The 14,374-nt window shown below is 61.9% G+C and carries 15 protein-coding genes; 2 read left to right on the top strand and 13 right to left on the bottom strand.

Annotated features, from left to right (window positions below; genetic code table 11):
• Positions 1-2: 2 nt before the first annotated feature.
• Together leuB and recO are read right to left on the bottom strand one after the other, a co-directional pair.
• Positions 3-1,049 (bottom strand): 3-isopropylmalate dehydrogenase, encoded by a 1,047-nt coding sequence (leuB, locus tag HHL26_RS08145; RefSeq protein WP_066556203.1) that lies wholly within the window; start codon positions 1,047-1,049, stop codon positions 3-5.
• Between the two features lie 126 nt (positions 1,050-1,175).
• On the bottom strand, positions 1,176-1,910 hold the full coding sequence (gene recO / locus HHL26_RS08150) for a DNA repair protein RecO (RefSeq protein WP_066561584.1): 735 nt from the start codon (positions 1,908-1,910) through the stop codon (positions 1,176-1,178).
• Between the two features lie 210 nt (positions 1,911-2,120).
• Here recO and HHL26_RS08155 point away from each other — a divergent pair, with 210 nt between their 5' ends.
• Both HHL26_RS08155 and HHL26_RS08160 read left to right on the top strand, forming a co-directional pair.
• Complete coding sequence (locus tag HHL26_RS08155; RefSeq protein WP_240962390.1) at positions 2,121-3,806, top strand: histidine kinase; 1,686 nt, start codon at positions 2,121-2,123, stop codon at positions 3,804-3,806.
• The gene (locus HHL26_RS08160) at positions 3,803-4,462 is read left to right on the top strand and encodes a response regulator transcription factor (protein WP_066556198.1); all 660 of its coding nucleotides are present in this window, start codon (positions 3,803-3,805) and stop codon (positions 4,460-4,462) included. The genes HHL26_RS08155 and HHL26_RS08160 overlap by 4 nt, the downstream gene beginning before the upstream one ends.
• 125 nt (positions 4,463-4,587) lie before the next feature.
• On the opposite strand, the gene HHL26_RS08165 is transcribed toward HHL26_RS08160, so the two are convergent.
• From HHL26_RS08165 to HHL26_RS08215, 11 genes are read right to left on the bottom strand one after another with little or no spacing between them, the layout of a single operon-like run.
• Positions 4,588-5,100 (bottom strand): prepilin peptidase, encoded by a 513-nt coding sequence (locus tag HHL26_RS08165; protein ID WP_346765569.1) that lies wholly within the window; start codon positions 5,098-5,100, stop codon positions 4,588-4,590.
• Positions 5,101-5,108: 8 nt separating this feature from the next.
• The gene (locus tag HHL26_RS08170; protein ID WP_066556195.1) at positions 5,109-5,936 is read right to left on the bottom strand and encodes a tetratricopeptide repeat protein; all 828 of its coding nucleotides are present in this window, start codon (positions 5,934-5,936) and stop codon (positions 5,109-5,111) included.
• Complete coding sequence (locus HHL26_RS08175; RefSeq protein WP_066556193.1) at positions 5,933-6,748, bottom strand: tetratricopeptide repeat protein; 816 nt, start codon at positions 6,746-6,748, stop codon at positions 5,933-5,935. The genes HHL26_RS08170 and HHL26_RS08175 overlap by 4 nt, the downstream gene beginning before the upstream one ends.
• Before the next feature lie 21 nt (positions 6,749-6,769).
• On the bottom strand, positions 6,770-7,741 hold the full coding sequence (locus HHL26_RS08180; RefSeq protein WP_066556191.1) for a type II secretion system F family protein: 972 nt from the start codon (positions 7,739-7,741) through the stop codon (positions 6,770-6,772).
• A 4-nt stretch (positions 7,742-7,745) separates the two neighbouring features.
• Complete coding sequence (locus tag HHL26_RS08185; protein WP_066556188.1) at positions 7,746-8,747, bottom strand: type II secretion system F family protein; 1,002 nt, start codon at positions 8,745-8,747, stop codon at positions 7,746-7,748.
• On the bottom strand, positions 8,747-10,108 hold the full coding sequence (locus tag HHL26_RS08190; protein WP_066556187.1) for a CpaF family protein: 1,362 nt from the start codon (positions 10,106-10,108) through the stop codon (positions 8,747-8,749). Before HHL26_RS08190 ends, HHL26_RS08185 begins: the two co-directional genes overlap by 1 nt.
• Positions 10,108-11,319 carry a pilus assembly protein CpaE gene (locus HHL26_RS08195; RefSeq protein ID WP_237229993.1) on the bottom strand — a complete coding sequence of 404 codons (1,212 nt, stop codon included), beginning with the start codon at positions 11,317-11,319 and terminating at the stop codon, positions 10,108-10,110. The genes HHL26_RS08190 and HHL26_RS08195 overlap by 1 nt, the downstream gene beginning before the upstream one ends.
• A gap of 20 nt (positions 11,320-11,339) precedes the next feature.
• On the bottom strand, positions 11,340-11,957 hold the full coding sequence (locus tag HHL26_RS08200; RefSeq protein ID WP_066556184.1) for a TadE/TadG family type IV pilus assembly protein: 618 nt from the start codon (positions 11,955-11,957) through the stop codon (positions 11,340-11,342).
• Positions 11,954-12,481 carry a TadE family protein gene (locus tag HHL26_RS08205; protein WP_066556182.1) on the bottom strand — a complete coding sequence of 176 codons (528 nt, stop codon included), beginning with the start codon at positions 12,479-12,481 and terminating at the stop codon, positions 11,954-11,956. Before HHL26_RS08205 ends, HHL26_RS08200 begins: the two co-directional genes overlap by 4 nt.
• A gap of 9 nt (positions 12,482-12,490) precedes the next feature.
• Positions 12,491-14,059, bottom strand: coding sequence for a pilus assembly protein TadG-related protein (locus HHL26_RS08210; RefSeq protein ID WP_082748499.1), 1,569 nt, complete (start codon positions 14,057-14,059; stop codon positions 12,491-12,493).
• A 19-nt stretch (positions 14,060-14,078) separates the two neighbouring features.
• A complete protein-coding gene (locus tag HHL26_RS08215) occupies positions 14,079-14,363 on the bottom strand; it encodes a hypothetical protein (RefSeq protein WP_066556178.1) in 285 nt (94 codons plus the stop codon).
• Positions 14,364-14,374 lie beyond the last annotated feature (11 nt).

The raw sequence follows: 14,374 nt of genomic DNA on the forward strand, positions 1-14,374 counted from the left end.
ATTCAGACCAGCGCCGCCAGCACGGCATCGCCCATTTCGACCGTGCTCATCGTGCCGCCCAGATCGAAGCTGCGCGCGCCATTGGCGAGCGCCTTGGCGACGGCGGCTTCGATGCGGTCGGCCTGATCGGCCAAGTTCAGCGAGTAGCGCAGCATCATCCCCGCCGACAGGACCGTTGCCAGCGGATTGGCCTTGCCCTGCCCGGCAATATCGGGCGCGGAGCCGTGGATCGGCTCATACAGGCCCTGATTGCTGTCGTTGAGCGTGGCCGAAGCCAACATGCCGATGGAGCCGACGCACATGCTCGCCTGATCGGAAAGGATGTCCCCAAACATATTGCCGGTGACGATCACGTCGAACTGACCAGGATTGCGCACGAGCTGCATCGCGGCATTGTCGACATACATATGGCTCAAGGCGACATCGGGATAGTCCGCCGACACCTCGATCACCACATCGCGCCAGAGCTGGCTGGTTTCCAGTACATTGGCCTTGTCCACCGAGCAGAGCTTGCCCCGGCGCGCGCGTGCCGCCTGGAAACCGCTATGGGCGATCTTGCGCACCTGCTCCTCATTATAGGACATGATGTCATAGCCTTCGCGCAGGCCTTCGGGCGTCTTGCGCATGCCCTTCTCACCGAAATAGACGTCGCCATTGGTTTCGCGCACGATCAACAGGTCGATGGCGCTTGCCACCTCCTTCTTGAGCGCGGAGGCATCGGCCAGTTCGGGGAAGACCTTGGCCGGGCGCAGGTTGGAGAAGAGGCCGAGTTCCTTGCGCAGGCCCAATATCGCCTGTTCCGGGCGCAGATGCCGCTCCAGCGAGTCGCAATCCGGATCGCCCACCGCGCCGAACAGGACCGCATCGGCGCGCCTGGCGAGGTCCAGCGTTTCCGGCGGCAACGGATGGCCGACCGCCTTGTAGGCCGCGCCGCCCACCAGGCCTTCCTCATAGGTGATGCCGGGGATCGCCAGCGCATCCAGCACGCGCTTCGCCTGAGCGACGATCTCGGGACCGATGCCATCTCCGGGGAACAGGGCGATCAACATGGGGGCAACTCCTTCAAACTCACCAGCATTTTCAAATCGGCCATTCACGGCCGATGACTCGGAAAATGCGACAACAAGAACGCTTCGTGCCGCCCCTTATGAAGCCCTACCCGCAAGCGCAAGCGTTTAGGCAACCGCTCTTTTCAACCGGTCAACCAACCGCTCCCGCGCGGCGAGCACATCGATCCGCCAATCCGTGAGTACGGACCGTTCGAGAAAGAAGCCAGTCAATCGCAGGCCGTCCAATATGGCAGGCCAATCCCCTGCCCCGCCCTCCAGCAGAAAAGCGGGCAAGGGCAGCAGCCGATCCTCATAACCGGCGGCGCCCGCGCGGCTGACCGCCGCCGCGCTGCGCGGGCTGACATAGGCCAGATCGTCATTGCCGCCCATCGCTGCGCAGCGGGTCAGATCCAGTCCGAAACCCAGCTCGGCCAACATCAACAATTCATAACGGATCAGCGCCACCGCCCAGCCTCTTGCCGCAGGCGCCGCCTCCACCGCGCCCAGCACGCCGTCCAGCGCCTGGTAGAGCGCCGGATAGGGCGTTCCTTCCGGCAAGGCGACCGCCGTCAGCGCACAGGCCCAATCGATCGCCGCCGCCGGCAACGGTTCCGCCAACAGGGGCGCGCGGCTATGGTCCAGTTCGACGGTTAGCCCGGCCAACTGCTCCTCCGTCCTGGCGCGAAACTCGGCCTTGACGGCATTGCCCGGCAGCAGGACGGGACGCATCTGACGCGAGCGCCCACCCCGCACATAGCCGGGCAGCAGGCCATGGTCGGGCGTCAACAGCCGCGCGATCGCGCCATGTTCGCCATGGGCCCGCAGGGCGCAGACAAGGGCCGGGGTGATCAGCGTCGCCATGCCGCCTTCATATCGGCCAATGGCCCGCCGCGCCATCCGCGCCCTGCATGGATCATATTGTCCCGAAATCGTGCAGAATCGCGGTTTCGCAGTCTTCTGCCTTTCGATATAAGTTGCTTTTCCATCAGGTCATGCCCACAATTATCGCTGGGGACTTGTCGGGGGACAAATTTCGCCATGTATCACATGCCCTTGGCGTCATCGTCCGCGATGGACCACCTGGTGCTTTGGCTCGGACGTTCACCGACGCTGGGTTTTGCCATATCCCGTGTCGCCTTTGCGGCTGCCTCGATCTGGCAGATCGCTGCCATGTTCAACAATGAGCCGGATTTCGCTCATACGGCGTTGCTGCTGAAGGCGGCCGTCTGGACATGGACGGCGATCAGCATCGCCCAAAATTCGTTGACGCCGCCGCTGGGGCTGCTGCTGCGGCCCATTTTCCTGATATTCGACCTGATCATCTTCCTGACGATCATCGTGCTGTGCGAACCCTTGCAGATCGCGGCGCTGGGATGCCTGTTCTTCGTCGCATGGTCGGCATCCGACAGGTTCGGCCGGGGGGCTCTTGTCATTTTGGGGCTCTGCCTGGTCGTCGCCTTCATCGCGCGCGGCTATTATGAAGCATGGGCTTCGGCGCGGCATGTACCAGCGGTGGATCGCGCCATCGACAGCCTGACCATCGTCATCGGCTGTGTCATCGCGGCATCCATGTTGAGCATGAACATCCTGGAGCAGCGGTTGATAAGCTGGACTGAGCGGCTCCAGGGCGTCGGCCTCTCCTTCCAGAAATCGCTGGCGCAATTTCTGGTGGAGCAGGTCTCCCAATTGATGAATTCCCGCTATTGCGCGTTCGTCTGGGAAATGACGGACGATACCGCCGTCCATTGCGAATTGGCCGATGCGGAGGGCGTGCGCCATCTCCTCCTGCCGCAAAAGCAGATTGACGGCCTGTCGAACGTGACGCCGCGGGAAGCGCCCTTCCTCTATTCCACCCAATCGCCCCGGCTACTGCTGCGCAGCCGCCTCGGCATATTGCGCAACGAGCGCGCGGCGGACCTGACCGAAACCATATCGGACGTGTTCGGCCCCGGCCAGGGCGTGAGTTTCCACGTCCAGGCCGGCGAACTGCGCGGGCGGCTATTCATCGGGACAAGCCATGGCTGGTCGCCCGCCTTGCTGCTGCGGTGCCTGCGCATACAGGAAGGGATCGACCTTTTCCTTGAGCGGCATTTCTTCTTCCTCGCCTGGCGCCAGCGGACCTTTGCCGAAGCGCGTCAGGCGCTGAGCCGCGATCTGCACGACAGCGTGCTGCAAACGCTGGCGGCGCTGCGCGTCCGGCTCGTGACCACGATCCACGGCATGTCCGATGCCGGCATTCCCGACAAATTGGCGGAACTCAAGTCGATGGAAGAGTTGGTGACGGCCGAACAGGCCCATTTGCGCCGCCTGCTCAGCCAGCAAAGTCCGGTTCCGGCGGAAAGCGATGTCGACCTGGGTCGGGAGGTGGAACGCTGCTGCCGCTTCATCGCGCTGCAATGGGCGATCGACTGCCGCCTGAACCTGGTCGAGCGCTCCATGATCGTATCGGCCGAAACGGCAGCGGAAGTCGAATATCTGATCCGCGAAGCCGCCGCCAATGCCGTCAAACATGCCCATGCGCGCCACATCACTGTCTCGATCGCCCAGGTCGACGATGAAATATTGATCGCGTTGAAGGATAATCCGGGACCGCAGGCCATCGCCAAAGAAAGCTATACCGGGGATTTCGAACTCCAGTCGCAGTCGATCATGAAGCGACTGGGCAAGATCGGCGGAACGGCGTATTTTCATAACTTAAGCATGAATTCACTTATTTCGATCAGGTTACCCTCCTCTTTACCAAGGTCTCCGATATGATGGCCCAGATTGCGATAGTCGACGATCATCCGATCTTCCTGGATGGCATGGCGCAGTTCCTGAATTCCCACGGCCATGACATCTTGTTCTGCGCCCGCTCGGTGGAAGAGGCACTGGAACGGATGCAGGCGGGCGAGCCGGACCTGCTGATCCTGGACGTCAGCATGAAGAGCGGCGGCGGCCTGGCGATCCTTTCCGCCATCCGGGGCAGCGGCAGCACGGTGCCGGTCATCTTCATGACCGTGCATATCCGTCCGGAACAGACGCTGGAAGCGATCAAGCTGGGCGTCGACGGCGTCGTGCTGAAGGACAGCGACCCCAACGACCTGCTGTCCTGCATTCAGCAGGTCATGGGCGGCAACAAGAGCATCGCGCCTTTCGTCATGGAACAGGCCTTGGTGCACAGCATTTCCGCGCCCGCCAATGACACCAATGTGCTCGCCGTGCTGACGGATCGCGAGCTGGAAATTGCCGGCCTGATCCGCGCGGGCCTGCGCAATCGGGAGATCGCCGGGCGTTGCGGGCTGACGGAGGGGACGGTGAAGGTGCACCTGCACAGCATCTTCCAGAAGCTCAACATCAAGTCGCGCTCGGAGCTGATCATCATGATGATGACGATGGACAGCGAAATGCCTGCCGTCGGGATGGAGCAGTAAAAGCCCAAAAGGGGTGGAAGGCGGACATCATTTCCGTCATCCCAGCGGCCCGAAGGGCGGCATAGCCAACGCTGGGATGACGATATTATCAAACGTCCGCTTCTGGCGAGTAACCGCCGAAAGCTTCAGCGCAGCCCCTGAATGAAATCAGGCAAGCGCGCGACCCCGCTGGGATTCGGCCCCACCATATACAGCGCCATGATCGTGCCAAGCGCGATCGCCACGCCATAGGGTATCGGCCCCTTTTGCGCGAACAGCGCGACCGAGGAACCTTCCCGCACGCTTTGCGGCACCATCCGGCGTCCGGCGATGATCAGCAGCGCCAATATGCCTCCACCCACGGTGATGTAGACGAACCAGGGAACGACCCCCTGCCAGTCGAACCAGAGGGCGCAGGCGCTCATCAGCTTGATGTCGCCGCCGCCCATCCAGCGCATTGCAAACAAGCCGCAGCCCAGCGCAAACACCGCCAGAAAGACGGTGCCGTTGCGCCAGATATCATTTTCCCAACCCGTCACCGCAACCCAGACCGCATAGAGGCCAACGACCAACAACGGAAAGATGTTGGATATGCGCAGGCGCGCCATGTCCTCGACCGCCGCGGCGATCAACAGGAGAGAAACGGCCAACAGAACCACATCCTTGATCATTGCCGTGGAGCCTCCATGGTGGCGAGCGCGGCGGCCGCTTCCGGCACGAAGCCATCAGCTTCCGTCATGGCGCGGCTAAGATAAGCCTGGGCTTTGGGCAAATCGCCCATGCGCATCGCGACCTGCCCCGCATTGCTGAGCCGCCGTCCCCATTCATCCGCCGTGTCGGCGGCACGGCGGCGGATCTCCTGCCCCGACATGACATAGGCGGTGTCGCCATTGGTGACGATCCGCACATCATCCGGCGCCTGTTCGCGGGCTTTGTCGAAGATCACCGCCGCCTTGTCCGGCTTACCCTGCTTGAGTAGCGAAAGGCCGTAATTGTTGAGAATCTGCGCCGGCTTGTCCGTCAATTGGAACGCCCGCTCATAGGCGGCGGAACTCAACGCCCAGGACTGCGCCTGATCATAAGCCACGCCCAGCGCATTCCATGCCCGCCAGCGATCAGCGCAAGCTCCCACGGCCCGGCGCAGTGGATCCAGAGCCTCCTTTGACCGGCCAAGCCGCAACAATGCTATCCCCTGGCCCTCATCCACCCGGCAATCCTTGAGCCCACCCTGGACGAGCGTAGAGAAGCGCGCTGCCGCCTCCTCATCGCGGCGCTTCTCCAGCGCCATGCGCGCAATCGCAATCTCGATCGGCTGAAGATCCCTGTCTTGGGCATGCGCACGCCACTGGGTCAGCATCGCATCTGCCTGGATGACCCGCCCGCCATCGATCGCCTCATCCACCAGCCGGGCATAATCCAGCGGCGGTGAAGGCGGCAGAGCGGGAACCGCCCCAGCCGAAGGGACGGCCGCTGACAGAAGCAGCGCCCAGATCATCCCCGCGCGCCCTTCCGCCCGGCAGGCCGCATAAGGCTTTTCCAGAGCCGTTCGAACAGGTCGTCGCGGCCCTCCGCATTGGCCGTTTTTTCATTCTTGACCGGACCGGCAGCTTCGCCCCCCGTCCCGGCGAGCTTTGGCAGCGCCTGCGTTTCAGATTTTGTAACAGTGATGATCGGTGCCGTCAGTTCGCGTTGCGCCTTCGTCTCGGCCACGGTCACGATCCGGGTCGTCAGTTGCGGCTTGACGCGTTCGGCAGGGGCCGCCGCCTCCATCGTCCGCAACCGCACCTCCCCCAGCGAGACGCGCTCCAGTTCCACTCCCGCCAGTTGCGCCGGTCGCGCGGCAGGAGCGGCGGAGGCCAGTTGCGCCAATGTCGGTCGCATGGCCATGACCATGCCAGCCGTCCCCGCGCCCGCCTGCGCCAGCAGCGCGTCAGCCTCCCCCTTCAGCCCCTGCGCCGACAGGCTGCGAGCAAAATTGCGAGCAATGCGCGCATCCTGCGGCGCACGCGCCAGAGCCAGTTCGAAAAATTCACGCGCCAGATCATGCCGCCCCATGGCCGCATAGCTGATCGCCACGCCGTTCAGGCCATGCGCATCCGTCGGATCGTTGCGCACTGCCCGGCGAAAGGCGTCCAGAGCCAGCGCATATTCCCCTCGCGAAAACAGCAGGTCGCCACGCGCCAGCGCATCCTGCGCCGGGCCGCTCGACTGCTGATTGACGGGCCGGATCGAGAGGACGCCCTTTTGCCCCGAACTGCACGCCGTCGTCGCAATGATGAGAGCGATTACTATCACAGCTTTGTTCATGGTCCCCCCTCCCCTCAATTCCTAATGGCTCATCACCGGCAAGATATCCCGCACCACGCGGACGATCGCGGGCAGCATCAGCACCCCGATCATCACTGGCAGCATGCAAGCGACCAGCGGTACAGACAACAGCACCGGCAGGCGATGCGCCTTTTCCTCCGCACGCATCCGCCGCTTCTCGCGCATTTCCGACGCATATACGCGCAGCGTCTGACCGACGCTCGACCCCAGTTGGTCGGATTGGATCAGCAGCGTCGCGAAAGAGCGAATCTCATCCACGTCAACATCGTCGGCCATGCGCCGCAGAGCGTCCTGCCGGCTGCGTCCGGCGCGCAATTCCAGCACCACCTTGCCCAAAGCCGCCGATACCAGAGGATGCGATACGGCCAGCTCCCGGCCGACACGGTCCATCGCCGCCTCAAGACCCAGACCCGCTTCGACGCAGACCAACATCAGATCAAGTCCATCAGGAAAGCCGTTGATGATCGCTTCCTGTCGCCGGGACGCCTTTGCCGAAATATAGAGGTTCGGCATGTAAAGCCCGGACACAGCGAGCAGCGACGCGACCAGATAGAGGGTAAACGGGGTCGGCGGCTCGGGATTGCCAAGCGACGTCAGAACGAAAATCCCTGGGAGGGTAAAGGTCAGCACCAGCCGGAAAAAGGTGAAGAGCTTCGGCGCATCCGGCGAGACATAGCCCGCCGCGATCAGCCGCCGGCGCAGGCTGTCATTATTGGTGTCGACCAGCGAGATGCCCATCTTCTCGATCCGGTCGATGAGCTTCTTCCACTCGCCGTTGTTCCGTTCGCCGCGGAGCGTCTGGCTGCTATTTTGCGCGGCATTGCCGCCTTCCCCGACCAGGTCGAGCCGCCCGCGCACCCGCGCATTGCGCAGGACAACCTCCGACAGGCCGAAAACCAGCGCGACGATGGCGAAGAACAACAAGCCAAGAATGACAGGCCGCAACTGGATCATGAGCGCCGAATTCAGCATCGCATCATACCTTCAGGTCGACCATGCGGCGTATCGTGACGAAGCCGATGATGTAGAGGAGAATAAGGCCAGTGAAGCCGATGATGAACATGCTGTCCTGCGCGACGTCCAGATAAAAGGCCGGGTTGACCAGGAACAGCCCGCAAAAGGTCAGGATCGGCAATGCCGTCAGCATCACGGCGGTCATCCGCCCTTCCGAACTCAGCGCCCGCACCTTCATGAAGAGGCTCGCCCGCTCGCGGATCACTGCGGAGAGATTTTCGAGGATTTCGGCCAGGTTGCCGCCCGTCTCGCTCTGCACCGACAGGGAAATCACGAACATGTGCATCTCGTTCATATCCCACCGCTCCGCCATTCGCTGGAGAGCGTCGCGCAGGTCGGCGCCATAGGTGACTTCATCGACGACGATGCCGAATTCGCTGCCGATGGGATCGCGCATTTCCTTGGTCAGCAGTTCGAGCGCGGCGGCGATTGGATGGCCCGCGCGCAAGCCCCGGACGAAAGTGTCGAGCGCGACCGGAAATTGCTCCTCCATCTTCTTGCGCCGCCGCTGGGCCAGCCGCGTCAGCACCATCAGCGGCAGGGCAATCCCAAGCGCGCCCGCAAAGGCCGCCGCCATCACGAACATACCCGCCGTCAACGCATAGCCCGACGCCATGCCGCCGACCATCACCAACAGGAACAACACGCCCGCCGCGATCAGCATCGCCATCAACACGGTACGCGCCGGGAACGTCAGCCCCGCGCCATGCAGCACCCGCATGATCCCCAACCCGGCCCGCCCAAGCAGGGTGGAGCGGTCGAAACCGAGCGCTTCATCGCTGCGCCGCAGCTTGGAAAGGACGGTGCTGCGTTCAAAGCCTGCGGCGATCATCTTCAAGCGCCGATTGACGACGCGATCGGTCGTCGCCCGCGCACGCAACCAGCTCGAAATACCTTCGATCGTCAGCATCACCGCCGCGAACAGCAGGATAAGGACGAAGACGCGGATATAGAGCGTGTTCATCAGTGTATCACCGCATCGGGACGGAAGAGTTCGGCGGGCAGGTTGATCCCCCGATCGGCCAGCTCACTCATGAATTTGGGACGGATGCCGGTGGCCTCGAAATGGCCCCGCACCATATTATTCTCATCGCGTCCGGTCATCTTGAAGCGGAAGATGTCCTGCATGGTGATGACCTCCCCTTCCATGCCGGTGATCTCCGACAAGCTGAGCAAGCGGCGGCGACCGTCGGCCAGACGCCCGACCTGCACCACCACGTTCAGCGCCGAAGCGATCTGCGCCCGTGCCGACCGAGGCGAGATCTCGATGCCGCTCATGCCGATCATTTGCTCGACGCGGGACAATGCGTCGCGAGCGGTATTGGCATGAACGGTGGTCATGGAACCGTCATGGCCGGTGTTCATCGCCTGGAGCATGTCGAACGCCTCCCCGGCGCGGACTTCACCGACGATGATGCGGTCGGGCCGCATGCGCAGGGCGTTCTTGACCAAGTCCCGCTGCGTGACTTCACCGCGGCCCTCGATATTGGGGGGGCGGGTTTCCAGCCGCGCGACATGGCGCTGCTGCAATTGCAGTTCGGCAGAATCCTCGATGGTGACGATACGCTCATGCTCGTCAATGGCAGCCGACATGGCGTTGAGCAGCGTCGTCTTGCCCGAGCCGGTGCCGCCGGAGATCAGCACATTGCGGCGCGCCTCCACCACGGCCGCAAGCACCTGCGCCATGGGCGCGGGCACGCTGCCCAATTCGGTGAGCCGCGCCATGCTGATCGGTATCTTGGCGAATTTGCGGATGGAAAGCAGCGACCCGTCGATCGCGAGCGGCGGCACCACCGCATTGACGCGGGATCCATCGGCCAGGCGCGCATCGACAAAGGGCGAAGCCTCATCGATCCGTCGGCCGACCGCAGCCACGATCTTCTGGATGATGCGCAGCAGATGCTTCTCATCCTTGAACCGGGTGGCGGTTTCGACCAGCCGGCCATTGCGCTCCACGAACACGACCTTGTGGCCGTTCACCAATATGTCGGTGATGCTGTGGTCCTTCAGCAGCGGCTCTAGCGGACCCAGACCCAGCAGCTCGTCCAAAATGTCCGACACCAGCCGTCGGCGCTCTTCCAGATTGAGCGCATGTTTTTGAAGCGCCAATTGTTCATGGACGATTTCACCGACCTCGACCTCTACCTGCGCCCGCGACATTGTTTCCAGCGCGGAGAGGTTGATGATGTCGATCAGCTTCTGATGCAAAGCGACCTTGAGGTCGGTATGCCGGTCCTCTTCCCAGTGGACGACCTCCGTCTCGGTCGGTCCGACTTCGTCCCGCGGGTCGCCCCGCCCGGCTTCCCCTTTTCGGATCTGCCACATCAGCTTTTCTCCGCCTGACGCTCGGCCTCGGCCGCCTGAACGCAACAATCGACAATATCCTGCAAATCCTTGCAGATGCGGCTGCGCGCCTTCAATTCCTGGATCAGCACGCCCTGATCGAGCGCAGAGCTGACCAACGGGAAATCATTGGCGATGCTCAGCTTCACCGGATGATCCAGCGCCGCAGCCGCGTCCTCCAGACCAATGGCGCGGAAGAATTTCTTCTCCACGCGATTGGCGATGACATGGATGCGCGAAGGATCGATATCCTGATCGCGCAGCAGCGAAATCTGCCGCCGCGCCTGCCGCAGGCTGGCGATGGTGAGTTCGCACACCAGGAACACGACCTGCGAACGCGCCACCAGCGACATCGACCAGTTGGTCCAGTTGCCCGGCAGGTCCAGATAGACCGTATCGAAATTGCGCTGCGCCAGTTCCACGATGCGGAAGATCTGATCGGCGTTCACCGCCTCGATCGGCATGATCTCCGGCGGAGCCATCACCAGACGCAGGCCGGTGGAGGTTTCGAGGGTGACGGTCCTCAACAGCTCATTATCGACGCGATTGCCCGCGTTGAGAAGGTCGGCCAGCGTCAGCGGCGAGGAGATGCCCAGGAAGGTGCCCGCATTGCCGAACTGGATATCCAGATCGAACAGACAGACTTCGGCGCCGTTCTGCTTGACGGACCGGGCGTGGAGGCTGGCGGCCTGCGTCGCGATGGTGGTTGCGCCGACGCCGCCGACGCTCTTGATGATCGAGACGAGCTGGCCGGTCCTGACCTCATCCTGGCGGGTCGCGGCGATGCGGCTCCTCAGATCGTCCATGATCGCCGCGAGATCATGAGCGCGCAGCGGCAATTCGATGACGTCGTTGATCCCGCTGCGCAGCAAGGCGCGCACGACCGCAATCTGCGCATCGCGGACCGCCGCCACCAGCATCAGCTTGGGATGCGCCGCCCGCAGTCCCGCGAGCCGCACCATGGAGGCCTCATTGTCAGGCTGCACCTCGATGATGATTGCCTTGGCGTCGGCGGCAAGTTGCTGCGGCACGGGTGCTGTGGCAGCCAGCATGGAGAGGGTCAGCGACTGCCCGGTCAGCCGGTCGCCCAATATGTCGGACGCCTGCATCTCCTGCTCGGACAGGATGAGGTGAAGCCCCTCATCCCCGATATTGAGGGTCCAGTTCTCGGCGGGTTCCGCTGTGTTTGTCACGATGCCCAAGATCTTGTCCCTCAATTTGATGCCGTTCCCTGGCCGTCTTCCATGGTGAGGGCGGCGCTGAAACTGGGTAATGTAATCGATGTCTTGAAAAGCATGAGTAGGATAGGCTGAAAGGCCATGCCCTTGACTCTTACCGTCACCAAGGGCGCTATATCAGGGCCGTTCGGATCACCCGAATAGCCGATCCCGGAATTGCTATATTGAACTTCGACATTGGTCGCCCCGAGTTCCGGCAGGAATGCCCGCATCCGGTTCACAATATTTGTGAAGGCGGTCGAATTATACGGCGTGATCAAGGAGTTGCATGCGCTGCCACTGCATGAGCCGCAGGTGGTGGAAGTGCATGTCATCGATGAAAAATATGAGGTGCCGATCGATGCCCCCTGAGCGATGCTGCTGGCGCCGGTCGCAAAGCTGTATGTCGCGATGCCGGTTGCCACCGGATCAGTCGCGACGGCATAGCGGACGCCCATCTGGGTGGCCTTCTCCGCACGGTTCCAGGTCCACATCAACCGCCCGACATCGAAGATGCCGAGCAGGAAGATAAGCAGGAGCGGCAAGACAAGCGCAAACTCCGCCGCGGAAGAAGCCCTACTATCACGGATCAAGGTGGTGATCAGCTTTTTCATAGCCCCATCACCGGCGATTGAGAGCTGGCATTCAGATACAAGGCGCTGCTGTCGAACCCCAGCTTATTGAATAACGATTGATATTGAAGCCGATGAGCACTGTTGGTGGTCGTTGCTACCTTCACGACGGGAATGAAGTTCATCCCTTCATAAATGCCCGAAGCGCTCACACTGGAAGGATCAACACAGTCATAGGTGACATTGATCGATTGCGGGTCCGTCCAACCGTTAAGTCGCGCGGTGCCGCCAGTCAGTTGCCCGGTCCGCACCAGATTGCGCGTATCCGCTTCGACCGTGCCCCCCGGTACGTTATCGGTCGATGCCGAAGTGCAACTGTAATTGGAAAAACTCAGCCGGCCGGCATAGCGGGCACCATCTCTTACCGCCTTGACCACGACATGCTCGCTCAGAAAATAATTGCCAAGTTCGAACGCGCCGAACATCAGCGCGATAAGCAATGGCGTCACCAGCGCCATTTCGGCGGCGGATGAGCCTGACTGTTCCTTGAAAAGGCGCACAAACATTGCTCCGCCTCACTCTATGAGGCGCGGAGTATCGCGCCGCGTGATCTGCGGAGTGCCGCCACCTTCGCCAGTGCCCGACGCGCCGATGACTTCCACGTAGACATCGTTCCGGCTCGTGTAGGAAGCGGAGCAGCCATTCTGGTTGCCGTCGCATTTGGTGCGATCCATGCTCGGTTCGACCATGAAGACATCGATATAGCCCCCTACCGGAATCGTCTTCTTGCCATTCAATTGTTTCTTCTGGTCAGCGATACGGCAATTGACCACGGCAGCGGTAAGGCGACGTCTGTCGATATTGTTCGTATTGGGCGCAACGCCCGGATAATTGCACTGGCCTGCCTGAGGGGTACTGTAGGCAGCCAGACTCGCATTACCCGACGTAACCTGCGTCGTCAGCCGGGTGGCAGGATCCGCCGCTTCCCACAAATAGGCTTGATAACGGGTAACATTCGGACCCAGGCCAGTGGTATTCTGCCAATCAAGGCCTGGATGGTTCGACCGGAAATAGGCGGCTCTGTCCCAAACCCCATCGCCGATACGCGAAGAATAGCTACCACCGGTCGCATGCATCATGTCACGCGGAAAGCCCATTATCTCCGGCGTGATGGAAGAATCGAGCGGCACGGTGGGTGAGGTTGGTCGATAACGCTTGGTCGTGTAATTGGTACTGTCGGCTGGATTTTGCTGCCAGGAGCAGGTGGCGCCGCGAACCACGTCCTTGCGCACATTCGTGGACGGAGAGCAAGGCGGGCTCGAGCATGCGGAATTATTGCCCGGCAGAAAATCGAACCGCATGTTAAGCGAATCGCGAACCGCGTTAAGAAGGTTGCCCGTTTCCATGGTCACATTTTCGGTTGGCGCGCAGTTGCTGAACAATGCGTTCGAAGCAAGAGCCTCCGCTACGCTGCTTGCGCCTCTGCCCGCCTGATCGACGAAGCCGAAATTACCCGGCCCCCATTGCGTGCCGCCTTCCGCCATCACAATGCCCGTGCCGGACGGGATCGAAACCGCATAATAGGGATCGGTGTTACCGATCGGCTCATCGGGATTGCAGATGAAGAAAGGCACGGCCCCGCAGATTGCCGAACCGACGCCGGCATAGGCGGTCGCCGCAATCGGGCCGGAAGAAATCGCCGAAACTATGGGCGTCAAGGCGTAGAAAGCCGACCGGGTGCCTACTGTGACTTCCACGAAATTGGCCGTGGCGTCGTCCACAGCGGCTTTGGACTTGTCCTTGGTTTCGAAAAACCGGATTGATCCCGTCGCATCACAGTCGGGCTCATCAGCGATCGTTATAAGGGGCGCCGCGCCATCATTCGCGAAGCGGCTGTCATTGGCAATCAGGTTCCTCGCCGCATTGGCCGCCCTGCTGCATGCTCCGGTCGCTCCGTCAAGCTGGCTTGCCGCAGCCAATGCCGCCTGATCCGCCGCGCTCTGCAATTCGCTGTCCATGCCGGCAAGCCGCGCATAATCAAAAGCAATCCCGCCGGCCGCGATCAGCGCGAAAAGCGACAGAGCGACCGTGGGCGCCACCGCGCCACTGGCCGACTGCAACAAACTTTCCTGAGCGCGAGACATGGAATCACTCCTCACTCAATCAGTTGGCGCGGCCACCGCCAGAACCACCAGCGCCCCCACCGGTGCCACTGGTCGTGCGGATCGACTGGGGCGGCTTCACCTTATCGGTGCGATAGCGCTCCACCGCTGCGGCGGAACGCTGACCATCGCCACCTTCGACCAGCGTGCCCTCATAATGCGGGTCAGGATTGATCACCTGCATCGCATAATTGCTGCGCACCGCTCCGCCGAAAGTGGGGTCATTGGCCGTGCAACCAGCCAGCAGCGGCAGCAGCAGAGCCGAACCAAAACAGATTCCGCGCATCACAAATCTCC

This window comes from Sphingobium sp. TB-6, assembly GCF_012927365.1.
In the GTDB taxonomy this organism is placed as follows: Bacteria; Pseudomonadota; Alphaproteobacteria; order Sphingomonadales; family Sphingomonadaceae; genus Sphingobium.